This window comes from Kitasatospora sp. NPDC056531 (assembly GCF_042794375.1).
Taxonomy (GTDB): domain Bacteria; phylum Actinomycetota; class Actinomycetes; order Streptomycetales; family Streptomycetaceae; genus Kitasatospora.
In genome coordinates this window covers 109,336-133,913 of record NZ_JBHTTU010000004.1, presented here as the reverse complement: position 1 = coordinate 133,913, position 24,578 = coordinate 109,336, and the positions used below count along the sequence as shown (strand labels likewise).

Below are 24,578 nucleotides of genomic sequence, written 5' to 3'. Positions count from 1 at the left end.
TTGCGGAGGTACCCATGTCGCAGATCGTCCGTGCCGCGCTCGTCCAGACCCGCTGGACCGGCGACCAGGAGAGCATGATCGCGCTCCACGAGCGGTACGCCCGCGAGGCCGCCGCCCAGGGCGCGCAGATCATCGGCTTCCAGGAGGTCTTCAACTCCCCGTACTTCTGTCAGGTCCAGGAGCCCGAGCACTACCGCTGGGCCGAGGCCGTCCCGGACGGTCCGACCGTGCGCCGGATGCGGGAACTCGCCCGCGAACTCGGCCTGGTCATGGTCGTACCGGTCTACGAGGAGGAGCAGACCGGCGTCTACTACAACACGGCCGCCGTGATCGACGCGGACGGCACCTACCTCGGCAAGTACCGCAAGCACCACATCCCGCAGGTCAAGGGCTTCTGGGAGAAGTACTACTTCAAGCCCGGCAACCTCGGCTGGCCCGTCTTCGACACCGCCGTCGGCAAGGTCGGTGTCTACATTTGCTACGACCGCCACTTCCCCGAGGGCTGGCGCGCCCTGGGCCTGGCCGGCGCGCAGATCGTCTACAACCCCTCGGCCACCAGCCGCGGCCTGTCCGCCTACCTGTGGCAGCTCGAACAGCCCGCCGCCGCCGTCGCCAACGAGTACTTCGTCGCCGCCATCAACCGGGTCGGCACCGAGGAGTACGGCGACAACGACTTCTACGGCACCTCCTACTTCGTGGACCCGCGTGGCCAGTTCGTCGGCGACGTCGCCTCCGACAAGGAGGAGGAACTCGTCGTCCGTGACCTCGACCTCGACCTGATCGGACAGGTCCGCCAGCAGTGGGCGTTCTACCGCGACCGCCGGCCCGACGCCTACGGACCGCTCGCCGAGGCCTGAGGAGCACCGCGATGACCACCCGCGACCCGCAGCAGCGCACCGTCGTCCGCGGCGGCCTCGTCATCACCGCCACCGACGAACTCCACGCCGACGTCCTCATCGAGGGCGAACGCATCGTCGCGCTCGCCGCCACCGGCAGCGCCGCCGCCGAGGCCTGGACCGCCGACACCGTCATCGACGCCACCGGCCACTACGTGATCCCGGGCGGCGTCGACGCCCACACCCACATGGAGCTGCCCTTCGGCGGCACCGCGGCCTCCGACACCTTCGAGACCGGCACCCGCGCCGCCGCCTGGGGAGGCACCACCACCATCGTCGACTTCGCCGTCCAGCCCGTCGGCGGCTCGCTGCGCGAGGGCCTGGACACCTGGCACGCCAAGGCCGAGGGCAACTGCGCGATCGACTACGCCTTCCACACCATCGTCTCCGACGTCAACGACGCCGTCCTCAAGGAGATGGACACGCTCGTCGACTCCGGCGAGTCCACCTCCTTCAAGCTGTTCATGGCCTACCCCGGCGTCTTCTACAGCGACGACGGCCGCATCCTGCGCGCCATGCAACGCGGCGCCGCCAACGGCGGGTTGACCATGATGCACGCCGAGAACGGCATCGCCATCGACGTCCTGGTCGAACAGGCCCTCGCCGCCGGGCACACCGCCCCGCGCTACCACGGCGAGGTCCGGCGCGAACTGCTGGAGGCCGAGGCCACCCACCGGGCCATCAAGCTCGCCCAGGTGGCCGGCAGTCCGCTCTACGTGGTGCACGTCTCCGCCGCCTCCGCCCTCGCCGAACTCGCCCAGGCCCGCGATGCCGGGCTCAACGTCTTCGGCGAGACCTGCCCGCAGTACCTCTTCCTCTCCACCGACAACCTCGCCGAGGAGGGAACGGACGGCTTCGAGGGCGCCAAGTACGTGTGCAGCACGCCGCTTCGGCCCCGCGAGCACCAGGACGCGCTCTGGCGCGGGCTGCGCACCAACGACCTCCAGGTGGTCTCCACCGACCACTGCCCGTTCTGCTACGTCGGGCAGAAGGAACTCGGCCGAGGCGACTTCTCGAAGATCCCCAACGGCCTTCCCGGCGTGGAGAACCGGATGGACCTGCTCCACCAGGCGGTGGTGGACGGGCGCATCAGCCGGCGGCGCTGGGTCGAGATCGCGTGCACCACCCCGGCCCGGATGTTCGGGCTGCACCCGCGCAAGGGCACCATCGCGCCGGGTGCTGACGCCGACCTGGTCGTCTACGACCCCACTGCGGTGCAGACCGTCTCCGCCGCCACCCACCACATGAACGTGGACTACTCGGCCTACGAGGGCCGCCGACTCAACGGCCGGGCACGGACGGTGCTCTCCCGCGGCGCCGTCGTGGTGGACGACGGCAGCTGGCTCGGCCGGGCCGGGCACGGCGCCTTCCTGCGTCGCGACACCTGCCAGTACCTGACCTGAACCCTCCCCCTCCCGCCCGGGGCCGCGCGGCGCACGCCGGCCCCGGGTCGCCCTCCCACCCCTCCCGGAGCCATCCATGGACATCGGCCTCGTCCTGCAGACCGACCCGCCCGCCCGCCTGCTCATCGACCGGATGATCCGCGCCGAACGGGCCGGGTTCAGCCATGGCTGGACCTTCGACTCCTGCGTGCTGTGGCAGGAGCCGTTCGTCATCTACAGCCGCATCCTCGCCGAGACCGAGCGGTTGACCGTCGGCCCGATGGTCACCAACCCCTCCACCCGCACCTGGGAGGTCACCGCCTCCCTGTTCGCCACGCTCAACGACATGTACGGCAACCGCACCGTCTGCGGCATCGGCCGTGGCGACTCCGCCATGCGGGTCGCCGGACGCCGGCCCGCCACCCTCGACCGGCTCTCCCAAGCCATGCACGCCATCAAGGAGTTGGCCGAGGGGCGCGCCACCGAGGTGGACGGCACCGAGATGCACCTGCCGTGGGTGGGACCCGGCGCGGCGCTGCCGATCTGGATGGCCGCGTACGGCCCGAGGGCGCTCGCACTGACCGGACGTCAGGCCGACGGCTTCATCCTGCAGTTGGCCGACCCGTACCTCACCGAGTACATGGTCAAGGCGGTCCGGGCCGCGGCCGCCGAGGCGGGCCGGGACCCGTCCTCGCTCACCATCTGCGTCGCCGCCCCCGCGTACGTCACCGCCGACGACTCGCCCGCCGCGCTGGCCCACGCCCGGGAACAGTGCCGCTGGTTCGGCGGAATGGTCGGCAACCACGTCGCCGACCTGGTCAGCCACTACGGCGAGCACTCCGACCTGGTGCCCGAAGCGCTCACCGACTACATCAAGGGCCGCCAGGGCTACGACTACAGCCACCACGGCCGGGCCGGGAACCCCGACACGGCCTTCGTCCCGGACGAGATCGTCGACCGCTTCTGCCTCATCGGGCCGGTGGAGGCCCAGCGTGCCCGGCTGGCGGAACTCCGCTCGCTCGGCGTCGACCAGTTCGCCGTCTACGCCATGCACGACGCGGTCGAGTCCACCATCGACGCCTACGGAACGGACGTCATCCCCCACCTCTGATCCCTTCGCGCAAGACGGGAGTTGCCCATGGCCGACAGCGCGACCGGCGGCGGCAGACAGCGGCAGCACCCCGACGGCCGGGTCGAACTCGACCCGGCCGACGGGGCGTTGCCCCTCAACGGTTTCACCAGCGACGACCTGCGGCCGGTCCCGGTACGGCAGCGCACCTGGACCACGTACAACTTCCTGGCGCTCTGGGTCGGCATGGCCCACAACATCCCGTCCTGGACGCTGGCTTCGGGCCTGGTCGCGATCGGCATGGACTGGAAACAGGCGGTGCTGACCATCGCGCTCGCCAACCTGATCGTGCTCTTCCCCATGCTGCTCACCGGGCACGCCGGCACCAAGTACGGCATTCCCTTCCCGGTGTTCGCCCGGGCCTCCTTCGGGCTCCGCGGCGCGAACCTGCCCGCGCTGATCCGGGCGGCGGTGGCCTGTGCCTGGTTCGGCATCCAGACCTGGATCGGGGGCGAGGGCATCTTCCTGCTGGCGGGCAAGCTGTTCGGCGAATCCTGGCGCACGGCATCGGAGTTCGGCGGCTACCCGTGGACGCAGTGGCTCTCCTTCCTACTGTTCTGGCTGATCGAGATGGCCATCATCGCCCGCGGGATGGAGACGCTGCGGCGCTTCGAGAACTGGGCGGCGCCGTTCGTCATCGTCGGCGCGCTCGCCCTGCTGGTGTGGATCACCGTCAAGGCGGGCGGGCTGGGGCCCCTGCTCTCCCAGCCCTCCCGACTCGGCTGGAACGGCGGGTTCTGGAAGGTCTTCTTCCCGTCGCTGATGGGGATGATCGGTTTCTGGTCCACCCTGTCGCTGAACATCCCCGACTTCACCCGTTTCGGCGGCAGCCAGCGGGCCCAGATCCGTGGCCAGGCGCTCGGCCTGCCGACGACGATGACGCTCTTCGCGCTGCTGTCGGTGCTGGTCACCTCGGGCTCCGAGGCGGTCTACGGTGAACCGGTGTGGGACCCGATCAAGCTGGCCGCGAAGATGGAGAACCCGGTCGCCGTCCTGTTCGCGCTGCTGACCGTCCTGATCGCGACGCTGTCGGTCAACATCGCCGCCAACGTCGTCTCCCCGGCCTACGACCTGGCCAACCTGTTGCCCAGGTTCGTCAACTTCCGCACCGGGGCGCTGATCACCGGCGTGGTCGGGATCGCGATCTTCCCCTGGAAGCTGACCGCCGACCCGCACGTCTACATCTACGTCTGGCTGGGCGTGGTCGGCGGCCTGCTCGGGACGGTCGCCGGGGTGCTGATCGCGGACTACTGGGTGGTGCGCCGTGCCCGCCTCCAACTCGCCGAGCTCTACCGGCCGTTCGGCGCGTACTGGTACACCGCCGGGTGGAACTGGCGGGCAGCCGCCGCACTGCTGCTCGGCGGCCTGCTGGCGGTCGGCGGCTCGTACTCGGCCGTCGACGGGCACGGGGTCAAACAGGGTCCGTTCCCAGTGGACGGGTTGGTCCCCTTCCTCAAGCCGCTCGCCGACTACGGCTGGGCGGTGGGCTTCGCGGCGGCGTCGGTGCTGTACCTGGGGCTCAGCGCGGTGTCCGGTGGGTGGCCGCGCGCGGGCGCGGGGCGCCACGCGGCGGGTGGGTGATCGGCGACCAGGATGCGGGCGGCCGCGGTGTTTCGAGGTGGACGGCGCTCCGGAAGGGCGCGCTACGCGTGGGCCGGTCGGCTCGGGACTGCCGGATCGCGCGCCCCGCCCGGACGGCGGAACCGGGCCCGCGGGAGGCGGCGTCCTTCGGGGCAGGGCGGGCGGACGGGGCCGTCGCGCCGCGGACGGGAGGGACGGACGGATGAGCGTCATCGCGTGGATCGTGCTGGGCCTGGTGGCAGGCGCCCTGGCCAAGCTGCTGCTGCCCGGGAGGGATCCGGGCGGCCTGATCGTGACGACCCTGATCGGCATCGCCGGCTCCTTCGTCGGCGGCTGGATCGCGTCGCACTTCCTGCACAGGTCGATCACGGCGCGTTTCTTCGACGGGCCGACCTGGGTGTCGGCGATCGGCGGCGCGCTGGTGCTGCTGATCGCCTACCGACTGCTGTTCGGCAACTCGCGGCGCTGATCGCGGAGTTGCCTCGGATCCGGCGGGTCGGCCCGCCGGGGAGGGCGCCGTCCCGGACGTCTTCCCTGGATGTCCGGGCGCCGTTCGGTTCAGGGCCCGGTCGACACCTCGGCGACCCAGTCCGGCAGCTTCTCGCGGGCGGCGAGCCAGCCGGGCGGGACGTCCGCCAGCCCGGTGCGGGCGGCGACCACCCCGGAGGCGATGGCGCAGGTGGTGTCCATGTCGCCGCCGCCCTCCAGGGTGTGCCAGATCGCCTCGGGCAGCGAGTCCAGGTGCCCGGCGGCGGACCAGAGGGCGAACGGGACGGTGTCCGGGGCGGAGATCATCAGCCCCGAGCCGAGTACGGCGGCGGCGTGCCGGACACTGGTGTGCCCCGGCATCCGGGCGGCGATCCGCAGACCGGAGCGGACCTCGCTGTCCGGCAGTCGCCCGGCCACCTCGCTCAGCAACTCGGCCCGGTCGGGCGGGGTTTGCCCCCGGCTGCGGACGGCGAGCGCCGCGGCGAGCGCGACCGCCACCGCCCCGGCGACCGCCTCGGGGTGGAAGTGCGTGGTGAGCGCCTGGAGTTCGGCCTGCCGGGCCGTCTCGTCCAGGTCGTCGGCGAACCAGGCGCCCAGCGGGGCGACCCGCATCGCCGCGCCGTTCCCGTACGAGCCCTGGCCCTCGAACTGGCCCGAGGTGACGGCGCGCCAGTCCCCGCCGGAGCCGATCCCGCGCAGCACCCGGTGCATCGAGGGACCGTACTTGCGTGCGTACTCGCGGGTGTACTCCGCCGCGAACTCCTCGGCCAGCGCGTCCTGTCGGACCTCGCCGCGGGTGGTCAGGTGGCGGACCAGGACGAGGGCCATCGCGGTGTCGTCGGTCCAGTGCCAGGGCGCCGGGCGGGCCAGCCGGGCGGCCGGGGCGGCGGAGGTTTCGTCGGCCGGGACCGAGAACCAGCGGTCGCCGAAGGCGTCGCCGAGGGAGAGCCCCCGCAGGCTGTCCAGGACCGGGCCGGCCGCACGCATGTCATCCTCCGGGTGAGATCAACTGTGCGTGGCAGTCTGCCCGACGGCCGAGGCGCCGGCGACCGGATTTCACTCCGGAGGCCGGCGCCTGGATCCGATGACGTGCGTCACTTCGCCTTCAGGCCACCGAGAACGAGCTTCCAGACGGCCTCGAAGCGCTCGTCCGCGGTCGGCTCGGACCAGGTGGGCGCGTAGGCCGGGTCGTGGAAGGGGGCGGTGGCGTCGAAGACCGCGCGGGCGGTGGTGAGGATGTGGGCGAGCTTGAACTCCTTGCTGTCCATGCCGTCCTGGACGATCTGCGCGATCTGCTTGACCAGGGTGTCGATGTGTGCCGCCACGGTGCCGCTGTTCTCGTCGACCAGCACCATGTAGGTGGCGAACAGCTCCGGATCGTCCAGCGCCTTCTTCCGCTTGGCCGCGAACAGCGTGCTCAGCCAGCGCTTGAGGCGCTCGGCGGCGCCGCCGGCGTCGGTCGAGATGGTCTCCAGCTCGTGGTGCGCCTGGTCGAGCCAGCGCTGGGTGACCGCCTCGCGCAGGGCGGCCTTGCTGGGGAAGTGGCGGTAGACGCTGCTGTGGCTGACGCCGAGTTCGCGGGCGACGTCCACGACGGTGGCCTTGGCCGGGCCGAACCGACGCAGGACCTCCTCCGCCGCGATCAGGATCTGCTCGGCGGTGAGTGCGGTGTCCGTGGTCACGGGGAGGGCCGTCCTTAGGGTCGTGCGGTCAGGTGGTGCGGAGGTTTCCGCTGGTCAGCGCTCGCTGTCCAGGTTCGCCATCTGCGCGGCAGCGTACCGGTCGCCAGCGGCGGCACCGGCGGGGACGGCCGCCTCGATGGCGGCGAGGTCCTGTGCGGTCAGCGTGATGTCCAGCGCGCCGAGGGCCTCGGTCAGACGCTCCCGGCGACGGGCGCCGACCAGCGGGACGATGTCCTCTCCGCGCGAGGCGACCCAGGCGATGGCGACCTGGGCGACGCTCGCGCCCTTGGCGGTGGCGACCTGGCGCAGCGCCTCGACGAGGGTGAGGTTGTGGGTCAGGTTGTCGCCCTGGAAACGCGGGCTCTGGCCGCGGAAGTCGGAGCCGGCCAGCGGGCGGTCCTGGTCCCAGTGGCCGCTGAGCAGGCCGCGGGAGAGCACGCCGTACGCGGTGATGCCGATGCCGAGTTCACGGGCGGCGGGCAGCACGGCGGCCTCGATCGAGCGGGAGAGCAGCGAGTACTCGATCTGCAGGTCGCTGATCGGGTGGACGGCGGAGGCGCGGCGCAGGGTGTCGGCGCCCACCTCGGACAGGCCGATGTGGCGGACGTAACCGGCCTTCACCAGGTCGGCGATGGCGCCGACGGTCTCCTCGATGGGCACCTTCGGGTCGAGGCGGGCCGGGCGGTAGATGTCGATGTGGTCGGTGCGCAGGCGGCGCAGGGTGTAGGACAGCGCGGTCTTGGTGGCCGCCGGGCTCGCGTCGTAGCCGAGCCACTGGCCGTTCGGGTCGCGCTGGGCGCCGAACTTCACGCTGATCTGCACGCTCTCGCGGTCGCGGCCGCGCAGCGCCTCGTGGATCAGCAGCTCGTTGTGGCCCATGCCGTAGAAGTCGCCGGTGTCGAGGAGGGTGATTCCGGCGTCCAGGGCGGCGTGGATGGTGGCGATGCCCTCGGCCTCGTCGGCCGGACCGTAGAGGTCGGACATGCCCATGCAGCCGAGGCCGAGGGCGGAGGTGGCGGGCCCGGAGGTGCCGAGCGCGCGCTGTGCGGGGCGGGTGGTCGAGGCCATGAGTACTCCAGGTACGGATGCGGCGCCGCGTGGCGCGGGTGGTGTGACCCGAGTCTCACTATGGCATGACGGCGAACAGATTTCAAAATCTGTTCGCTGTCGTCTGTTATCTGAAATCTGTCGGTTGTCATCTGTTCGGGTCAGGTGCGGGGGTGAGGGCAGGGGCAGGGGCAGGGGCAGCGACGGAGACGGACGGGGCCGGGGTCGGGGTCGGGGGCGGCGCCCAGTTCTCCCGTCCGCCCGGCGGGCGCAGCAGGTAGGCCCGGGCGGGCGGCAGGTTTCGCCACACCGTGCGCTCGCCCAGCCCGTACGTCGCCTCGAAGCGTCGCAGCAGCCGTGCCACCACCCGGTGGTGGGCGCTCTGGCGGGGCCCGGAGACGAGCGTGCGTGCCGTCGTGGTGCCGAGGTAGCCGAAGTAGGTCAGCTCGCCGCCGGGTGCCAGCAGTCGAAGGTAGAGGTCGAGGAGGTCCCGGACCTGGGTCGGCTCGAAGTTCGTGAACGGCAGGCCGGACACGATCACGTCGTACCGCTCCTCGGAGCCAGGGGCGGCCCCCGCGCCCTCGGCCCCCGCCTTCGGCAGCTCCTCCACTCGGCAGGCCGAGAGCCGCAGCCCCACCCCCGGTCGGCGCGCCGCCAGGACCGGGTCCTCCCGCAGCCGCTCTGCGAACCGCGGGTTCGCCTCGACCACGTGCAGCCGGTCGCCCGGACGCAGCACCTGGGCCAGCCGCCGGGTCACCACGCCCGTCCCGGCGCCCACCTCCAGCACCGAGATCGGCCGGTCCGGACGGCTGGTCACCGGCACTACCAGCGCGTTCACCAGCTCCGCGCCGCTCGGTGCCAGCGCGCCGGTGTCGTGGAAGGTGCGCAGCGCCTCGGCGAGGAACAGCAAGTGGTCCCCGCCGGGCGGCGAGCCGAGTGCGCCGTGCGAACTGGTCTGCGGCGGAAGGGAGTCGGGGCGGTGGCGGAGCTGTCCGTTCGTCATGCCGTCGACGTTAGGGAGGCCGCGCGGGCCGGGAATCGGCCGGTGAGCGGCATCGCCCCCCGACCAAAGTCGAGGGTGCGGCTACCCGGGAGACGGGGGCGCCGCGGCGCCGCCCGCACTAGCATCGAGCGAGCGAATGGACGGATGGATGGACGGACGGGCAGGCGGACGGACAGACGGACGGGGTGGGAGGAGAGGAGCCTGATGCGCACAGGCCTGTTCGGCTGGTTCGGCCCGGACCGCCGGCCCTGGATCGACACACTGCTGCTGCTCGGCGTCCTCGCCCTCACCGTCGAGGAGGGCCTCGTCCAGTGGCTGAACACCGACGACCCGCTGCGCCTGCCCCGGACGGTCGTGGCCTCGCTCGCCGCGCTGTCCCTGCTGTTCGCCCACCGCTACCCGGCGGCCTCCGCCGTCCTGCCGGTGCTCACCGGCGGCCTGTTCAACCGGGCGTTCCCGGCCCTGTTCAGCGTCTACTACCTCGCCTCCCTCGGCCGGATCGGACCGGCAGTGGCCGGCGGTGCGGCGCTTGCGGTGCTCAGCGCGACCGGCGCCGACTCGCTGATCGGCTGGGCGGGCACCACCGGCTCCCAACTCCTCCTCCAGGCTGCCGTCCTGGCCGTCGGGCTGTGGCTGCACGGCCGCCGGGTGCTGATCCGCACCCTGCACGAGCAGGTCGAAACGCTGCGCCGCGAGCGGAAGCTGCGCGCCGAGCAGGCCAGATCCGCCGAACGCGCCCGGATCGCCCGGGAGATGCACGACGTGCTCGCCCACCGCCTCAGTCTGCTGGTGCTGCACGCCGGGGTGCTGCGCGACCAGGCCTGCGCCGGGACCGCCGCCGCCGACCCGGACCGGCTCACCCACCGCCTCGAACTGCTGCGCACCGCCGCCGCCCGCTCGCTCGACGACCTGCGTGACGTCCTCGGCGCCCTGCGTGCCGACCCGCCGGAGTGGCCCGCCGCCGGGGACGATCGGCCCGAGCCGACCGACACGACCCGCGTCCCGGCGCCCGCCCTGCGCGACCTCACCGAGCTGGTCGGCGAGGCGATCCAGGCCGGGCAGCAGGTCGAACTCGCCCTCTCCGGCGACCCGGAGGCCGTACCGACCACCCACCGGCTGGCCGTGCACCGGGTCGTCCAGGAGGCGCTGACGAACGCCCGCAAGCACGCGCACGCCGCGCCCGTCACGGTCCGGGTCGGCTACGGCGGTCCCGCGACCACCGTGGAGGTCCGCAACGGTCCGGGTGGGGCGTCGCCGAACGGGTCGGGCGCCGGCGGCGGGTACGGCCTGGTCGGGCTCGGTGAACGGGTCGGCGCACTGGGTGGTCACCTTGACGCGGGCCCGGACGGCACCGGCGGCTTCCGGCTCTCCGCCCGGTTACCCGTGCCGGACCGCCCGTCGCAGCCGTTCGCCGCCCCCGGCGGTGGTCCGACCCCGGCGCCCCCGACTTCGGAGCCATCGATCCCGCAGCCACCGACCCCGGAGCCAAAGATCTCGCAGCCGAAGGACGTCTCATGATCCGCACGATGGTGGTCGACGACGACGCGCTGGTGCGCCTCGGTCTGGTCGACCTCCTCGCCCAGGACCCGGCCCTGACCGTGGTCGCCGAGGCCGCCGACGGGCTGCAGGCCGTCGAGCTCGCCCGCGGCCACCGGATCGACGTCGCGCTGATGGACATCCGGATGCCCCGGCTCGACGGCATCGCCGCCACCCGGCGGCTGCGCGAACTGCCCGACGGCCCGCGGGTGATCGCGCTCACCACCTTCGACCTGGACGAGTACGTGTACCGGGCGCTCGCGGCCGGGGCCGACGGCTTCCTGCTCAAGGACACCCCGCCCGCCGAGATCGCCCGGGCCGTCCACGTGGTCGCCGGGGGCCAGGGGATGCTGCACCCGGCGGCCGCGCGGCGGCTGATCGACCGGTACCACCGGGTCGGCGCGCCCCGGTCGGTAGCCGCCCGCAGTCGGGTCGCCGGGCTCACCCCGCGTGAGACCGACGTGCTGCGCGAACTCGCCGACGGGCTGTCCAACGCCGAGATCGCGGGCGTGCTGGGGATGCGGGAGAGCACCGTCAAGGCGCACGTCAGTCGGATCCTGACCGCGCTCGGCGTGGGCAACCGGGTCCAGGCCGCGCTGCTCGCACGGGACGCGGGGGTGGTCGGGGACGGTGCCTGACGACGGGCGCGCGCGAGGGCGGGGCGGGGCGCAGTGTCGGACGGTGTTCACACGGACGTTCCCCGGAGGTCAGGCCGGGCGTCGCGGCGGGCTTCCCTGAGCCGCCGCGTGCCCCCGGTTCGTACCGCCTGCTGAGCCGTTGTCACCCATCCGGCCTGGAAATGCCGTGCCTTGGCGGTTTGCGCTGCCGAACCCGGGCGGCGGGTCCATGGTGGAGATGGGCGCGATCCGGCGACCGCGCCCGCGTGCCGATCCGGGCCCGCGCGCCGAGCGCCCGTCGCCGTCGTCCGACGGGTGTCCCAGGTCGGGGCCGGTACCGGCACGCTGGGAGCAGGGCCACCTCGCAGGAAACCGAACGGTTCTTCTAGGCTCACATCTCGGCTTCCCTGCGGCGGTCCGGCTTCCGCGCCCGCTGCCAGGCGACCGCCGTGCACGGGGCTCCGGGCGGACCGGGGCACCGGATCGAGCGAGGAGGACGCAATGCCAAGCACGCCGCCCAGCCGTTCCACCGCACTTGGGCCAGACGGGCCGTTCCGACCGGCCGTGAATCATCCCGGCCGACCGGTGCGGTCCGGGCGGGCCTGGTGCCCGGGCGGGAGCGGTCGGCCGGTACGGCCGCTGAATACCGGCGGCGGCCGCGGAGGCGAGCGTTGAGTCCCCAGATCGTCGGGTCGCCGGCCGCGCCGGGTGCCGCCGCCGAACCCGACCGCGTACCGCTGACCGTTCCGGCCGCCGCCGATGGCGAGGCCCTCGTCGTCGCCGCCGGTGCCGCTTCCGGCACTGTGTCCGGAACCGCTTCCGCTACCGCCACGTCTGTCACGTCTGCCAAGTCCGCCAGTTCTGCGGCTTCCAGCACTTCCACCACCTCCGCGACGGCCAAGTCCGCCGCCGCCGGCGCCACTGCGGCGCTGCCCGGCCTGCCGCAGGCGCTCAGTGCTCGTGCCCGTACCCTCGCCGGTGCCGTCCGGCGGCGCTGCGCCGACTTGGCGCGGATCGAGTCGCCGAGCGGGGACGCGCCCAGACTCGACGCGCTGGCCGAGGAGTTGACGGCTGGCTTCCGGGCCACCGGGGCCACTGCCCGCCGCGAACCCGGGCCGGCCGGTGACCATCTCGTCCTGGAGTGGGAGGGGTGCGACGAGACGCTGCCGCACCTGCTGATCGTCGGCCACCACGACACCGTCTGGCCGGTCGGCACCCTGGCCGACTGGCCGGTGGCCGAGCAGGACGGGCGGCTCACCGGGCCCGGCGTGGTCGACATGAAGGGCGGACTCGCCATCTTGGAAGGCGCGTTGGCGCTGCTCGCGGACCTGGGGGAGCGGCCGCACCGCACCGTGCGGCTGGTCGTGGTCTCCGACGAGGAGGTCGGCAGCCCGGATGGACGTCGCCTGGTCGAGCGCCAGCTGCGCGGCGCGGCGGCGGCGGTGGGGCTGGAACCGCCGCATCCGGACGGTCGGCTGAAGACCGCGCGGCGCGGCAGTACCCGGGTCCGGCTCACCGTGACCGGGCGGGAGGCCCACGCTGGCAACGACGCCCACGACGGGGTGTCGGCGGTGGACGAGCTCGTTGACCAGCTGGTGCTCGTCCGCGGCCTCGCGGGCCAGCCCGGTACCGAGCTCAACGCCGGTCGGATCAGCGGGGGTTCGCGGGCCAACGTGGTGGCCGGTCGGGCCGAGGCGGAGCTCGGCCTGCGGTTCGCCACCGCGGAGGCGCAGCGCCGTACGCTGGACAACCTCGCCCGGCTGACCGCGCTGCGCCCGGGTGCCCGGGTGCGGACGGAGGTGCTGTCCAGCCGCCCGGCCTGGCCCGAGCGGACCGGTAACCCGCTGCTGCGGCACGTGCGTTCGCTCGCCGCGGTGCTCGGGCAGCAGTTGGACGGCGCCCCGGCGGGCGGGGCCGGGGACACCAACCTGCCGGGTTCGCGCGGCCTGCCGACGCTGGACGGCTTCGGTGCGGTGGGCGCCGGCGCCCACGCCCGGCACGAGTACATCCGGCTGGACGAGCTAGCTCCGCGGATCGCGCTGCTGGCGGCGCTGCTCGCGGTGCCGCTGCCGCGGCTGCGGGACCGCGGGGAGGGGTGAGTCGAGACGGCGACGGCTGGCGGGCGGCTGACAGGAGACGGCTAACAGAGCACAGCTAGTAGCTGACAGATGACAGCTGACAGATTTCAGATTCTGTCAGCTGTCATCTGTTTCTGTACCCGTTCGCACCCGGCGCGCGCCCACAGTCGTCCCGCCTGTGCCTCGTCGTCCTTCGTCGTCTTTCGCCCTCCCTTGCCATCCCTCCTCCCAACCACGCAGAATGGTACCGACCGAACGGTCAGTCGGTTGGCGCCCGGCGTCGAAGCAGGGATCGCCGAAGCAGGAAACATGGAGAGGGGACCGTGGTGACAGCAGAGGTGGCCGAGCCGGTCCCCGCGCAGACACCGGAGGACCGTTTCGAGGCGGTGGTCGCCGCCGAGCAGCGGATCGAACCCAGGGACTGGATGCCCGACGCCTACCGGGCCACCCTGATCCGCCAGATCGCCCAGCACGCCCACTCCGAGATCATCGGCATGCAGCCCGAGGGTAACTGGCTCACGCGGGCCCCCTCGCTGCGCCGCAAGGCGATCCTGCTCGCCAAGGCCCAGGACGAGGCCGGCCACGGCCTCTACCTCTACGCCGCCGCCGAGACCCTCGGCGTCGACCGCGCCGAGCTCACCGAGAAGCTGATCAGCGGCCGCCAGAAGTACTCCTCGATCTTCAACTACCCCACCCTCACCTTCGCCGACGTCGGCGTGATCGGCTGGCTGGTGGACGGCGCCGCGATCTGCAACCAGGTCCCGCTCTGCCGCTGCAGCTACGGTCCGTACGCCCGCGCGATGGTGCGGATCTGCAAGGAGGAGTCCTTCCACCAGCGCCAGGGCTACGAGCTCCTGATGACCCTGATGCGCGGCACCGAGGCGCAGCGTCGGATGGTCCAGGACGCCGTCGACCGCTGGTGGTGGCCGTCGCTGATGATGTTCGGCCCCTCGGACGCCGACTCGCCGAACACCGCCCGCTCGATGGCCTGGCGGATCAAGCGCCACACCAACGACGAGCTGCGCCAGCGCTTCGTCGACATGACCGTCCCGCAGGCCGAGCACCTGGGCGTCACCCTCCCCGACCCCGAGCTGCGCTGGAACGAGGAGCGCGACGGCTGGGACTTCGGCGAGCCGGACTGGTCCGAGCTGACCAGGGTCATCCGGGGCCAGGGCCCCTGCAACGCCCAGCGGATCGACCGCCGGCGGGCCGCCCACGAGGACGGCGCCTGGGTGCGCGAGGCGGCTGTCGCCTACGCCGCCAAGCGCGCCGCCGAACAGACCGCAGCCGCCGAGCAGCACACCGAACAGGAGAACGGAAAGTGACCGAGCCCAAGGCTGAGTCCCCGGCTGAGTCCAAGGCCGGCTGGCCGCTGTACGAGGTGTTCGTGCGTCCCCGGCGCGGCCTGAACCACGTCCACGTCGGTTCGCTGCACGCCTCCGACGACCGGATGGCCCTGCTGGCCGCCCGCGACCTGTACACCCGCCGCAACGAGGGCGTCAGCCTGTGGGTGGTCCGCTCGGACGCGATCACCGCCTCCACGCCGGACGAGCGCGACCCGTTCTTCGAGCCCAGCGGCGACAAGGTCTACCGCCACCCGACCTTCTACGACATCCCCGAGGATGTCCCGCACATCTGACGGGGGAGCCACCGTGCACGACCACACCACGTCCACCACCGAGGACGACCACGTCTACCTCAGCCTCGTCGACGCCACGCCCGGCCCCGAGGGCGAGGGCCGCTGGGCGTACGGGACGGGCTTCGCCGACCCGCTGCTCGGCGTGGACACCGCCCTGCCCGCCGGCCTGGACGGCGCCGACCTCGCCGACTACTGCCAGATGCTCGGCGACGACGCACTGATCCTCGCCCAGCGGCTGATCGAGTGGTGCACCCGGGCGCCCGAGCTGGAGGAGGAGGTCGCGCTCGCCAACCTCGGCCTCGACCTGCTCGGCCAGGCCCGGCTGCTGCTCACCCGGGCCGGGCAGGCGGACGGCTCCGGCCGCACCGAGGACGACCTGGCGTACTGGCGGGAGGAGCACGAGTTCCGCAACGTCCGCCTGGTGGAGACCCCGAACGGCGACTTCGCGTACTCGATCGCCCGGCTGCTGCTGTTCGCCACCGCCCGCGGTGCCCTGTACGAGGCGCTGAGCGCGCACCCCGACCCGGTGCTGGCCGCGGTCGCCACCCGGGGCGTCAAGGAGCTGGCCTACCACCGCGAGTACGCCACCGCCTGGACGCTGCGCCTCGGCGACGGCACGCCGTACTCGGCGGAGCGGATGCAGGCCGGGCTGGACGCGGTCTGGCCGCTGCTGGAGGAACTGTTCACCGCGCACCCGGCGGAGCTGCGGGTGGGCGTCGACCCGGCGGAGCTGCGCGAACCCGTGCTGCGCTCGCTCGGCGCCGTCATCTCCGAGGCCGGGCTGACGGTGCCGGACGTGCCGCCGCTGGCCACCGTGCTCGGCCGGGCCGGCCGGGACGGGGTGCACACCGAGGCGCTCGGCCCGCTGCTGGCCGAACTGCAGGTGGTGGCCCGCGCACACCCGGGGGCGACGTGGTGACGGACACCGTGACCACCACCCGAGACCTGGCATGGTCGGTCGCCGCGGCCGTCCCGGACCCGGAACTGCCCATGCTCACCCTGGCCGACCTGGGTGTGCTGGCCGAGGTCGAGGTGGACGGCGCGGGCGGCGCGGTGACCGCCTGGCTGACCCCGACCTACTCGGGCTGCCCGGCCGTCGCCGAGATGGCCGCCGACGTCGACCGCCGGCTGCGCGCGGCCGGGTACCTGGACGTCCGGGTGCGGCTGCGACTGGACCCGCCGTGGTCCACCGACCTGATCACCGCGGAGGGCCGCCGCAAGCTCGCCGAGGCCGGCATCGCCCCGCCGCGCCCGACCTCGGCCGTCGGCGCCGCCGGGGCCGGTCCGGTGCCACTGACCCTCGGGCCCACCCGCACCGGAGCCGCGGCCCCCGTGCCCTGCCCGCTCTGCGGCGGCACCGACACGGAGGAGCTGTCCCGCTTCGGCTCCACCGCCTGCAAGGCGCTCTGGCGCTGCCGCGCCTGCCGTGAGCCCTTCGAACGCGTCAAGGAGATCTGAATGCCCGCCGCCTCTCCCGCAGCCACCCCTGCCGCGTCCGCCACGTCCGGCACCTCCGCCGCGGACACCGTGCGCCCCGCCCGCCGCCCGAGCTTCCACCGGCTGCCGATCGACCGGGTGGAGCGGCTCTGTGACGACGCCGTGGCGGTGACCTTCGCGGTGCCGGACGGCCTGGCGGCCGAGTACGCCTTCCGCCCCGGGCAGACCCTGACCCTGCGCAAGGTGGTGGACGGCGCCGACGAGCGCCGCTCGTACTCGATCTGCGCCCCCGTCGGCGGTCCGCTGCGGATCGCCGTCCGGGAGGTGCCCGGCGGGCTGTTCTCGCACTGGCTGGTGCGCGGGGCCCGGCCCGGCGAGGAGGTGGAGGTGCTGACGCCGTCCGGCCTGTTCACCCCCGAACTCGGCGTCCCCGCCGACCACGTGCTGCTCGCGGCCGGCTCCGGCATCACCCCGATGCTGTCGATCGCCGCCTCCGTGCTGGCCGCCGACCGCCGCTCCACCGTCACCCTGCTCTACGGCAACCGGCGCAGTGACACCGTGATGTTCGCGGACGAGCTGGCCGACCTGAAGGACCGCTACCTCGGCCGCTTCCAGCTGGTCCACGTGCTCTCCCGGGAGACCAGGGACGCCGAACTGCTCAGCGGCCGGCTGGACCCGGAGCGGGTCCGGGCCCTGCTCGCGGCGCTGGTGGACGTCGGCAGCGTCGGGCACTGGTGGCTGTGCGGCCCGTTCGGCATGGTCGCCGGGGCGAAGGAGCTGCTCGCCGAGCTGGCGGTGCCGGGCGAGCGGGTGCACCAGGAGCTGTTCCACGCCGAGGACGAGCCGCTCACCGAGCGCGACGAGGACTGGGACCGCGCGGACGGCGACGCCGAGGGCGCGCCCGGCGAGCGCAGCGAGGTCACCGTCGTCCTCGACGGCCGCGGCAGCACCCTCACCCTCCCGCGCGACCGTTCGATCCTGGACGGCGCCCAGCGCTCCCGCCCCGACCTGCCCTTCGCCTGCAAGGGCGGGGTCTGCGGCACCTGCCGCGCCCTGGTCACCGAGGGCGAGGTGGAGATGCGCCGCAACTTCGCGCTGGAGGAGAAGGAGCTGGCGGCCGGCTACGTCCTCACCTGCCAGGCCCGTCCGCTCACCGACCGGGTGACGGTCGACTACGACCGCTGAGCCGCTGTCGCGCTTCAGACGGTGGTGAGCTCCTTCGCCGGGTCCCCGAGCAGTTTGACCAGGTCGTTGACGGCTGCGCGCCCGGCCCGGTTGGCGCCGACCGTGCTGGCGGAGGGGCCGTAGCCGACCAGGTGGACGCGCGGGTCGGCGGTGGCGCGGGTCCCGGTGAGCGCGATGCCGCCGCCGGGGGAACGCAGGCCGAGCGGCACGAGGTGGCCGACCTCGGGGCGGAAGCCGGTCGCCCAGACGATCGCGTCCACCGCCAACTCCTGCTCGCCCCAGGCGACCCCGTGTTCGGTGAGCCGGTCGAACATCGGCCGGCGGTGCAGCGCGCCCAACTCCTCGGCGCGCCGGTAGGCGACCGAGGGGCCGAGGCCGGTCACGCTCACCACGCTGCGTACGGGCAGGCCCTGGCGGACCCGCTCCTCGACCTTGGCGACCACGGCGCGCCCGTACTCGGGGGTGAACGGGCCCTCGTGGTAGACGGGTTCGGAGCGGGTGACCCAGACCGTCTCGCCGACCGCCGCCACCTCCGACAGCACCTGGATCGCCGAGGCGCCGCCGCCCACCACCAGGACGCGCCGGCCCGCGAACTCCTCGGGGCCGTGGTAGTCGGCGTAGTGCAGCTGACGGCCCGCGAAGTGGCCCGGGTAGTGCGGGAGGAAGGGGCGGGTCCAGGTGCCGGTGGCGTTGATCAGGGCGCGGGTGGACCAGGTGCCCCGGTCGGTCTCGACCAGCAGGCGGGAGCCGGGGCGCTCGGACTCGGCGCGCACCGCGTGGACCGCGACCGGGCGCACGACCGGGAGCGCGTGCCGGGCCTCGTACGCCGCGAAGTACCCCGGCACCACCTCGCGTGCGGGGGCCTCCGGGTCGGTCGGCGGGAGCTCGGCGTCCGGGAGGTCGTGGAAGCCGTGCACGGTGGCCATCCGCAGGGACGGCGAGCGGTGCGCCCAGGCGCCGCCGGGGGAGGCGTTGGCGTCGAGCACGACGAAGCCGCCGTCGGCTCCATCCCGGTAGGGGGCGAAGCCGCGGCGGCGCAGGTGGTAGGCGGCGGACAGGCCCGCCTGTCCGGCGCCCACCACCAGGACGTCCACGCGCCGCTGCGGGGCGTCGGGCCGCTGTCCGTCGGGAAGCCGCGGGGCGCTCTTGGTTGCACCGTAAACAGTCACGCCGGTGAAACATCTGGGGGCCGGCGGCTGTTCCCGGTGCCCACGTCCGCCGCCTCGGTCACGTCGAAGCGCATCATCGGCACCATCGGAGCCGTGGTGCCGCCGCGCCCCGGCGGCGGTTCAGGCGATCGGGGAGACCACCGCGGCGGTGCCGTAGGCGCAGACCTCGGTGCCCACGTCCGCCGCCTCGGTCACGTCGAAGCGCATCATCAGCACCGCGTTGCCGCCGCGCGCCTTGGTCTGCTCGATCAGCCGCTGCATCGCCTCGTTGCGGCTCTCGACCAAGGTCTTCGTCAGGCCCCGCAGCTCACCGCCGATCAGCGACTTCAGCCCGGCGCCGATCTGGCTGCCGATGTGGCGGCTGCGCACGGTCAGTCCGAAGACCTCGCCGATCACGTGGTCGACCCGGAAGCCGGGGATGTCGTTGGTGGTCACGACCAGGACGTCGGCGTTCGGGCCCTGCCCGCCGCCGTACTCGTTGATGTCAGCCATGGCGCCCATCCTGCCGGGGTCGTGCGTCCGGGTGACAGAGGCGCGGCCGGGACGTGGCCGAGAAGGCTTCGCGAAGCTGGTTCAGACCGGTGATCGGGCGGCCGAAAAGCCGTACCGTAGCCCCATGGGCGAGCGAAGCGATCATCCACAGGGGCCGGGCGCGGCGGAGTACTCCGGCGCGCCGGAGATCGAGGCGACGGTGGTGCTGGGCCTGCGGATCACCGACTGGCCGGCGCTGCGCGCGGCCGCGATCAGGGCCGTCGAGGAGCTGGACTTCGGGGGCATCGACCCGGCCGGCCAGCGCCGGGAACTGCTGCGCGAGGTGGCCGAGGACGCCAACGCGGCACTCGGCGCGCTGCTGCACCCCGACCGGCTGGTGGCCGCCATCCCGGGCGTGGAGGCGATCGGCGGCACCCTGGAGATCAGCGTCACCGAGGACTTCACGCCGGACTTCGCCGAGCTGTTCCCGCTGGACGGCGAGGACGAGGACGGCGGCGCGGGCACCGACTGGACCCTCACCCCGCGTACCGCCTGCCTGCTGCACGCCCAGCTGATCGGCCTGGGTGACGCCGCGTACGACGACCTCGACGAGCACGGGGACGACCCGGTGGTCGAGGCCGAGGACACCGACTGGACGGTCTTCGCCCGGCTGCCCCAGCGCACCTGGCGCCTCCACCGGGGCTGGCGCCGCTCGATGGCCCGGGCCTTCGACGACCTGGCCGACGACCTCGCACTCGGCGAGTGGCCGCTGCCGCGCTGCCTGGCCGAGGAGATCGCGCTGCGGATGGCGCTGGTGGACGCCCGGGCGCTGCTGGGCTCCCAGCCCGAGTCGGTGGCCGACATGATGGGCGATCTGCCGGCCGACCTGTACGACTACGACTGGGACGGCTGCCACGACGAGCTGTTCGGCGTGTACGGGCCGGACGACGGGGACCCGGAGCTGGGCGCGGAACAGCGCACCGAACTGCTGCTGGCGGCGACGCACCCGGAGGGGTGGTTCCTGATGTACGAGGACGCGGAGGAACGGGACCCCCAGCGCGGGTACCGGCGCTGAGCGGGCGTCGGCTGGTGGCCCTACCGGCGGGCCGGGCGCGGGGGCGGGTGGGCGGCTAGGCTGCGGACATGTCCGATGTGTCTGGTGTGTCTGGCGTGTCCGGTCCGTTCGGTGGTGCGGGTGTGCCCGGTCCGTCCTCGGGGGAGCCGGGCGGGGACGAGCCGGGGTTGGCCCGGATCGCGCTCGGACTGGACGGTGTGCAGGCGGCGCAGCGCGGGCGGACGGCCGAGGCGCGGGCCAGCTTCGAGGCGCTGTGGGAGGCGCTGGGCGAGCGGGACGTGTTCCACCGCTGCGTCCTGGCGCACTATCTGGCCGACTTGCAGGACGACCCGCGAGCCGAGCTGGAGTGGGACCGGCGGGCCCTCGCGGCCGCCGATTCGCTGACCGCCGAGCGTGCCCAGGCGTACGAGTCGGCGCTCCAGGTGCGCGCCTTCTATCCCTCGCTGCACCTCAACCTGGCCTCGGACCACCTCAAGCTCGGCGAGCCGGACCTCGCGCGCGAGCAGCTCGAACGGGCGGTGCGGAGCCTGGACGCGCTGCCGGAGGACGTGTACAGCGCGGGCATCCGGGCGGCGGTGGACGAGCTGCGGCAGCGGCTGCGCTGAGCCGGGGGCGGGGCAGGGCGGGTGGTGGCGGGGCTGGCATGCTGGACGGGTGACTTCTCCGTTCGATGCCCCGGCCCCCCTTCCCGCTCCCGACGACGCTGCCGCTTCCGGGGACTTTCCCGCCCCTGAGGGCCGCGACGCGCGGCCGCAGTACGTGCTGCCGCTGGTCGTCCGGCTGGAGAAGGCCACACCGCCGGGGCGGACGGACGCGCTGGAGACCTCGGCGCGGGCGGTGCTCACGCTGCTCGCCGACCCCCGGGTGACCGAGGCGGAGGGCGAGTGGGCGGAGCAGGTCACGGCCTGGGAGGACGCCCGGATCCGCAAGGTGGTCCGGCGGGCCCGGGGCGGGGAGTGGCGCCGGGCCGGGGAGCTGCCGGGCATCACGGTGCAGGGGCGCGAGGCGGAGGTGCGGGTGTTCCCGCCGATTCCGCTGGACGGCTGGCCGAAGGAGCTCGCCAAGCTCCAGGTCTCCGGGACGGATCTGGAGGAGACGGCCGAGGTCGGCGCGCCCGAGCCGGGGCTGCCGGTGCTGTGGCTCAACCCGGAGCTGGAGATGAGCGCGGGCAAGACGATGGCGCAGACCGGGCACGCGGCTCAGCTCACCTGGTGGCGACTGGACGAGGCGCAGCGCAAGGAGTGGGTGGAGTCAGGGTTCGCGCTCGCGGTTCGGACGGCCTCGCCGGAGGCTTGGGAGGGGCTGGTCCGCAGCGGGCTTCCGGTGGTCCAGGACGCCGGTTTCACGGAGATCGCGCCGGGCAGCTGCACGGTGATCGCGGACCATCCGGCGCTGCGGTGACGGTTGGCGGGGGCGGGGAGTCCGACCGGGCTCGGGCGGCGAGTGGCAAGTAGCAGGGAACAGATAACAGCGAACGGATAACAGATGTCGAAATCTGTCATCCGTTCGCTGTTCGCTGTTCGCTGTTCGTTGTCCGCTGTTCGTTGCCGGCTGCCAGTTGCCCCGCGTCGGTCGCCGTCGTCAAGCGCCCGAGGCCTGGTACCGCAGCATCGCCCGCCACCCGCCGTACACCGCTGTGGCCGTCCAGAGTGCCATGATCAGCAGCCCGGTCCAGTGGCCGTAGTGGATGCCCGGTTCGGTCTGGGTGCGCATCGCGTACAGGCCGGCCCGGTCGGGCAGGAACTGGCCGACCTCACGGACGCCGGGGATCGCGGCCAGCCAGGTGGTGCCGAGGAACACCATCGGGGTGAGCAGGCCGAGCGCCGCGCTGAAGTTGCCCAGCATCGCGGTCAGTCCGAGGCAGAGCAGCACCATCATCGGGTGGTAGAGCACGCCCGCCAGGAAGCTGCGGGCCAGGCCCGGGGTGGAGAAGTCCAGGCCGGCGGTGGCGTCGACGGCGAGGAAGGAGCCCGCCGTCGAGGCCAGCCCCAGCAGCAGGCCCAGTCCGGCACCGAGCGCGAGCTTGGCGCCGTACAGTCGGCCGCGCCGGGGGACCGCGGTCAGCGAGGTGGCGATCATCCGGGTGTTGAACTCCTGCCCGATCAGCAGGATCCCGAGGCAGGCCACGGCCACGTGGCCGAACAGCAGACCGTAGTAGATCGTGTTGGCCGGGTCCTTGCCGGAGCCCGGGGCCGGTGCACCCTCGGCGGCGCTGACGGCCGCGGTGACGCCGACGGTGATCGCCAGGGCGGTCAGCGGGGCGGCCCACTGCGAGGGCAGGGTGGTGAACTTGATCCGTTCGGCGCGCAGGGCGTTGCCGGGGCCCATCCTCATCTCTCCTCCGTCGGCGAGTACTTCGGGGTCATTTGGCGCGTCGCAGGGCGGCGAGTCCGCCGTACGCGGCTGCGGCCGTCCAGAGCGCCATGATCAGCAGTCCGGTCCAGTGCCCGTACGCGGTCTGCGGGTCGTCGGCGTAACGCAGCGCGTACTGCCCGGCCCGGTCGGGCAGGAACTGGAACACGTGGCGCGCCCCGGGCAGGCCGCCCAGCATCGGCGAGAGCAGGAACACGGTCGGGGTCAACAGGCCCATGGCGGCGGTGAGGTTGCCCAGCATCGCGGTCAGTCCGAGGCAGAGCACCACCAGCAGCGTCGGGTAGAGCACTCCGGCCGTGGCCGCGCGGGCGAAGGCGGGGCCGTGCCAGTCGGCGGGCACGGTGGCCGCGTACCCGGCGTAGGCGCCCGCCGTGCCGAGCGCGCCCACGCCGAGGCCGATCAGAGCGCCCAACGCCAGCTTGGCGCCGTAGAGTCGACCGCGCCGGGGGACGGCGGCGAGCGAGACGTCGATCATCCGGGTGTTGAACTCCTGGCCGATCAGCAGGACGCCGAAGGCGACCAGCACCGCCTGGCCGAAGTTGAGCCCGTAGAAGACGCCGACACCCGGGTCGTCGGTGATGTTGTGGTCCTTGTCGCCGAGTGCCGCGCCGACGGCTGTGGTGACCCCGACGGTGAGCAGTACGGAGAGCAGCGGCGCCAGCCAGAGCGAGCGCAGCGTGGTGAGCTTGATCCGCTCGGCGCGGAAGGCGTTGACGCCGTACGACGGCGAATTCATACGGCGGCCTCCGCCCGGTACTCGACGCTGTCGGTGGTCATCCGCATGAACGCCTCCTCCAGCGAGTCCTGTTGGACCGCGATCTCGTACAGCACCACGCCGTTGGCGGCGGCGAGCGCGGCGATCCGCTCGGGTTCGGCGCCGGCCACCTCCCAGGCGCCGCCATGGACTTCGACGGCGTCCAGGCCGTGGCCCTCCCCGCCGAGCAGGGCGGCCAGCTTGGCCGCGTCGACGGCGCGGACCCGGATCCGGGTACGGCCGTGGCGGTCGATGAACTCGGAGGTGGCGGAGTCCGCGAGCAGCCTGCCGCGGCCGATCACCACCAAGTGGTCTGCGGTGAGCGCCATTTCGGTCATCAGGTGGGAGGAGACCAGCACCGTCCGGCCCTCGGCCGCCAGGTCGCGCAGCAGGGTGCGGATCCAGCGGATGCCCTCCGGGTCCAGGCCGTTCACCGGTTCGTCCAGCAGCAGCACCGGCGGGTCGCCGAGCAGCGCCGCGGCCACCCCGAGGCGCTGGCGCATCCCGAGTGAGAAGCCCCGGATCCGGCGCCCGGCCGCCTCCGTCAGTCCGACCTGGGCCAGCACCTCGCCGACCCGCCGCTGCGGCAGGCCGTTGCTCGCGGCGATCCAGCGCAGGTGGCCCTGCGCCGTCCGGCCGCCGTGCAGGGCGTGGGCGTCCAGCAGTGCGCCCACCTGCCGCAGCGGAGCGGTGAGTTCGGCGTACGGGCGGCCGCCGACCAGGGCGTGCCCGGCGGTGGGGCGGTCCAGGCCGAGGGCCAGCCGCATGGTGGTGCTCTTCCCGGCGCCGTTCGGGCCGAGGAATCCGGTCACCACGCCGGGCCGGACCTCGAACGACAGGTCGTCGACGACCCGCCGGCCGTCGTACTCCTTGGTCAGGCCCTGGATCTCGATCACGGCCGCCCTACCCTTCTCACAGGTGGTCACCGCCAGCGCTCCGGACGGTGGTTCCATTCGACCGGAGCGGGGCCGGTGGGCGGATCCCGCCGGGGTGGGGACGCGCCTCCCTCCCGGGAGGGAGCTCGCGACGGCCCCG

25 protein-coding genes are annotated in these 24,578 nt (G+C 73.3%); 16 read left to right on the top strand and 9 right to left on the bottom strand.

Going from position 1 to position 24,578, the window contains the following annotated elements; genetic code table 11:
- Positions 1–14 precede the first annotated feature (14 nt).
- The 5 genes from ACFQ87_RS06860 to ACFQ87_RS06840 all read left to right on the top strand — a co-directional run bounded on the left by ACFQ87_RS06860 (position 15) and on the right by ACFQ87_RS06840 (position 5,457).
- Complete coding sequence (locus ACFQ87_RS06860; protein WP_380609513.1) at positions 15–857, top strand: nitrilase-related carbon-nitrogen hydrolase; 843 nt, start codon at positions 15–17, stop codon at positions 855–857.
- Positions 858–868: 11 nt separating this feature from the next.
- A complete protein-coding gene (hydA, locus tag ACFQ87_RS06855) occupies positions 869–2,299 on the top strand; it encodes a dihydropyrimidinase (protein WP_380609512.1) in 1,431 nt (476 codons plus the stop codon).
- A 76-nt stretch (positions 2,300–2,375) separates the two neighbouring features.
- On the top strand, positions 2,376–3,389 hold the full coding sequence (locus ACFQ87_RS06850; RefSeq protein WP_380609511.1) for a TIGR03842 family LLM class F420-dependent oxidoreductase: 1,014 nt from the start codon (positions 2,376–2,378) through the stop codon (positions 3,387–3,389).
- Positions 3,390–3,416: 27 nt separating this feature from the next.
- A complete protein-coding gene (locus ACFQ87_RS06845; RefSeq protein ID WP_380609510.1) occupies positions 3,417–4,988 on the top strand; it encodes an NCS1 family nucleobase:cation symporter-1 in 1,572 nt (523 codons plus the stop codon).
- Positions 4,989–5,190: 202 nt separating this feature from the next.
- Positions 5,191–5,457: a GlsB/YeaQ/YmgE family stress response membrane protein gene (locus ACFQ87_RS06840; protein WP_380609509.1), complete on the top strand. Its 267-nt coding sequence runs from the start codon at positions 5,191–5,193 to the stop codon at positions 5,455–5,457.
- 89 nt (positions 5,458–5,546) lie between these two features.
- Here ACFQ87_RS06840 and ACFQ87_RS06835 read toward each other — a convergent pair whose 3' ends face one another.
- The 4 genes from ACFQ87_RS06835 to ACFQ87_RS06820 all read right to left on the bottom strand — a co-directional run bounded on the left by ACFQ87_RS06835 (position 5,547) and on the right by ACFQ87_RS06820 (position 9,209).
- Positions 5,547–6,464, bottom strand: coding sequence for an ADP-ribosylglycohydrolase family protein (locus ACFQ87_RS06835; protein WP_380609508.1), 918 nt, complete (start codon positions 6,462–6,464; stop codon positions 5,547–5,549).
- Positions 6,465–6,571: 107 nt separating this feature from the next.
- Complete coding sequence (locus tag ACFQ87_RS06830) at positions 6,572–7,159, bottom strand: TetR family transcriptional regulator (protein WP_380609507.1); 588 nt, start codon at positions 7,157–7,159, stop codon at positions 6,572–6,574.
- A 54-nt stretch (positions 7,160–7,213) separates the two neighbouring features.
- On the bottom strand, positions 7,214–8,227 hold the full coding sequence (locus ACFQ87_RS06825) for an aldo/keto reductase (protein WP_380609506.1): 1,014 nt from the start codon (positions 8,225–8,227) through the stop codon (positions 7,214–7,216).
- Between the two features lie 127 nt (positions 8,228–8,354).
- Entirely contained in the window at positions 8,355–9,209 is an 855-nt protein-coding gene (locus ACFQ87_RS06820; protein WP_380609505.1) for a class I SAM-dependent methyltransferase, read from the bottom strand.
- Between the two features lie 204 nt (positions 9,210–9,413).
- Between ACFQ87_RS06820 and ACFQ87_RS06815 the strand changes: the two genes are divergently transcribed.
- The 8 genes from ACFQ87_RS06815 to paaE all read left to right on the top strand — a co-directional run bounded on the left by ACFQ87_RS06815 (position 9,414) and on the right by paaE (position 17,701).
- Positions 9,414–10,727 (top strand): sensor histidine kinase, encoded by a 1,314-nt coding sequence (locus ACFQ87_RS06815; RefSeq protein WP_380609504.1) that lies wholly within the window; start codon positions 9,414–9,416, stop codon positions 10,725–10,727.
- Entirely contained in the window at positions 10,724–11,383 is a 660-nt protein-coding gene (locus ACFQ87_RS06810; RefSeq protein WP_380609503.1) for a response regulator, read from the top strand. The genes ACFQ87_RS06815 and ACFQ87_RS06810 overlap by 4 nt, the downstream gene beginning before the upstream one ends.
- Before the next feature lie 650 nt (positions 11,384–12,033).
- Positions 12,034–13,461: a M20 family metallopeptidase gene (locus tag ACFQ87_RS06805; RefSeq protein WP_380609502.1), complete on the top strand. Its 1,428-nt coding sequence runs from the start codon at positions 12,034–12,036 to the stop codon at positions 13,459–13,461.
- A 317-nt stretch (positions 13,462–13,778) separates the two neighbouring features.
- On the top strand, positions 13,779–14,765 hold the full coding sequence (gene paaA / locus ACFQ87_RS06800) for a 1,2-phenylacetyl-CoA epoxidase subunit PaaA (protein WP_380609682.1): 987 nt from the start codon (positions 13,779–13,781) through the stop codon (positions 14,763–14,765).
- A complete protein-coding gene (gene paaB, locus ACFQ87_RS06795; RefSeq protein ID WP_355670425.1) occupies positions 14,762–15,079 on the top strand; it encodes a 1,2-phenylacetyl-CoA epoxidase subunit PaaB in 318 nt (105 codons plus the stop codon). Before paaA ends, paaB begins: the two co-directional genes overlap by 4 nt.
- Positions 15,063–15,998: a 1,2-phenylacetyl-CoA epoxidase subunit PaaC gene (gene paaC / locus ACFQ87_RS06790; RefSeq protein WP_380609501.1), complete on the top strand. Its 936-nt coding sequence runs from the start codon at positions 15,063–15,065 to the stop codon at positions 15,996–15,998. The genes paaB and paaC overlap by 17 nt, the downstream gene beginning before the upstream one ends.
- An 8-nt stretch (positions 15,999–16,006) precedes the next feature.
- Positions 16,007–16,537, top strand: a complete 531-nt coding sequence (gene paaD, locus ACFQ87_RS06785; protein WP_380609500.1) for a 1,2-phenylacetyl-CoA epoxidase subunit PaaD — start codon at positions 16,007–16,009, stop codon at positions 16,535–16,537.
- Positions 16,538–17,701, top strand: coding sequence for a 1,2-phenylacetyl-CoA epoxidase subunit PaaE (gene paaE, locus ACFQ87_RS06780; RefSeq protein ID WP_380609499.1), 1,164 nt, complete (start codon positions 16,538–16,540; stop codon positions 17,699–17,701).
- A 14-nt stretch (positions 17,702–17,715) separates the two neighbouring features.
- Here paaE and ACFQ87_RS06775 read toward each other — a convergent pair whose 3' ends face one another.
- On the bottom strand, positions 17,716–18,795 hold the full coding sequence (locus tag ACFQ87_RS06775) for an NAD(P)-binding domain-containing protein (RefSeq protein ID WP_380609681.1): 1,080 nt from the start codon (positions 18,793–18,795) through the stop codon (positions 17,716–17,718).
- 195 nt (positions 18,796–18,990) lie between these two features.
- Entirely contained in the window at positions 18,991–19,362 is a 372-nt protein-coding gene (locus ACFQ87_RS06770) for a YbjQ family protein (RefSeq protein ID WP_380609498.1), read from the bottom strand.
- 124 nt (positions 19,363–19,486) lie between these two features.
- On the opposite strand from ACFQ87_RS06770, the gene ACFQ87_RS06765 reads away from it, so the two are divergent.
- From ACFQ87_RS06765 to ACFQ87_RS06755, 3 genes are all read left to right on the top strand, one after another.
- Entirely contained in the window at positions 19,487–20,416 is a 930-nt protein-coding gene (locus ACFQ87_RS06765) for a hypothetical protein (protein WP_380609497.1), read from the top strand.
- A gap of 68 nt (positions 20,417–20,484) precedes the next feature.
- Complete coding sequence (locus ACFQ87_RS06760; RefSeq protein WP_380609496.1) at positions 20,485–21,021, top strand: hypothetical protein; 537 nt, start codon at positions 20,485–20,487, stop codon at positions 21,019–21,021.
- 49 nt (positions 21,022–21,070) lie between these two features.
- Positions 21,071–21,817, top strand: coding sequence for an aminoacyl-tRNA hydrolase (locus tag ACFQ87_RS06755; RefSeq protein WP_380609495.1), 747 nt, complete (start codon positions 21,071–21,073; stop codon positions 21,815–21,817).
- Positions 21,818–21,997: 180 nt separating this feature from the next.
- On the opposite strand, the gene ACFQ87_RS06750 is transcribed toward ACFQ87_RS06755, so the two are convergent.
- Genes ACFQ87_RS06750 through ACFQ87_RS06740 form a run of 3 tightly spaced genes read right to left on the bottom strand, consistent with a single transcriptional unit; the run spans position 21,998 to position 24,439 of the window.
- On the bottom strand, positions 21,998–22,750 hold the full coding sequence (locus ACFQ87_RS06750) for a hypothetical protein (RefSeq protein WP_380609494.1): 753 nt from the start codon (positions 22,748–22,750) through the stop codon (positions 21,998–22,000).
- A 28-nt stretch (positions 22,751–22,778) separates the two neighbouring features.
- Positions 22,779–23,525 carry a hypothetical protein gene (locus tag ACFQ87_RS06745; protein ID WP_380609493.1) on the bottom strand — a complete coding sequence of 249 codons (747 nt, stop codon included), beginning with the start codon at positions 23,523–23,525 and terminating at the stop codon, positions 22,779–22,781.
- The gene (locus tag ACFQ87_RS06740) at positions 23,522–24,439 is read right to left on the bottom strand and encodes an ATP-binding cassette domain-containing protein (protein ID WP_380609492.1); all 918 of its coding nucleotides are present in this window, start codon (positions 24,437–24,439) and stop codon (positions 23,522–23,524) included. The genes ACFQ87_RS06745 and ACFQ87_RS06740 overlap by 4 nt, the downstream gene beginning before the upstream one ends.
- Positions 24,440–24,578: the final 139 nt, after the last annotated feature.

Coding starts and splice junctions, on each gene's coding strand:
- ACFQ87_RS06860 (WP_380609513.1), top strand. CDS start 15: ATGTCGCAGATCGTCCGTGCCGCGCTCGTCCAGACCCGCTGGACCGGC.
- hydA (WP_380609512.1), top strand. CDS start 869: ATGACCACCCGCGACCCGCAGCAGCGCACCGTCGTCCGCGGCGGCCTC.
- ACFQ87_RS06850 (WP_380609511.1), top strand. CDS start 2,376: ATGGACATCGGCCTCGTCCTGCAGACCGACCCGCCCGCCCGCCTGCTC.
- ACFQ87_RS06845 (WP_380609510.1), top strand. CDS start 3,417: ATGGCCGACAGCGCGACCGGCGGCGGCAGACAGCGGCAGCACCCCGAC.
- ACFQ87_RS06840 (WP_380609509.1), top strand. CDS start 5,191: ATGAGCGTCATCGCGTGGATCGTGCTGGGCCTGGTGGCAGGCGCCCTG.
- ACFQ87_RS06835 (WP_380609508.1), bottom strand. CDS start 6,464: ATGCGTGCGGCCGGCCCGGTCCTGGACAGCCTGCGGGGGCTCTCCCTC.
- ACFQ87_RS06825 (WP_380609506.1), bottom strand. CDS start 8,227: ATGGCCTCGACCACCCGCCCCGCACAGCGCGCGCTCGGCACCTCCGGG.
- ACFQ87_RS06820 (WP_380609505.1), bottom strand. CDS start 9,209: ATGACGAACGGACAGCTCCGCCACCGCCCCGACTCCCTTCCGCCGCAG.
- ACFQ87_RS06815 (WP_380609504.1), top strand. CDS start 9,414: ATGCGCACAGGCCTGTTCGGCTGGTTCGGCCCGGACCGCCGGCCCTGG.
- ACFQ87_RS06810 (WP_380609503.1), top strand. CDS start 10,724: ATGATCCGCACGATGGTGGTCGACGACGACGCGCTGGTGCGCCTCGGT.
- paaC (WP_380609501.1), top strand. CDS start 15,063: ATGTCCCGCACATCTGACGGGGGAGCCACCGTGCACGACCACACCACG.
- paaE (WP_380609499.1), top strand. CDS start 16,538: ATGCCCGCCGCCTCTCCCGCAGCCACCCCTGCCGCGTCCGCCACGTCC.
- ACFQ87_RS06770 (WP_380609498.1), bottom strand. CDS start 19,362: ATGGCTGACATCAACGAGTACGGCGGCGGGCAGGGCCCGAACGCCGAC.
- ACFQ87_RS06765 (WP_380609497.1), top strand. CDS start 19,487: ATGGGCGAGCGAAGCGATCATCCACAGGGGCCGGGCGCGGCGGAGTAC.
- ACFQ87_RS06760 (WP_380609496.1), top strand. CDS start 20,485: ATGTCCGATGTGTCTGGTGTGTCTGGCGTGTCCGGTCCGTTCGGTGGT.
- ACFQ87_RS06750 (WP_380609494.1), bottom strand. CDS start 22,750: ATGAGGATGGGCCCCGGCAACGCCCTGCGCGCCGAACGGATCAAGTTC.
- ACFQ87_RS06745 (WP_380609493.1), bottom strand. CDS start 23,525: ATGAATTCGCCGTCGTACGGCGTCAACGCCTTCCGCGCCGAGCGGATC.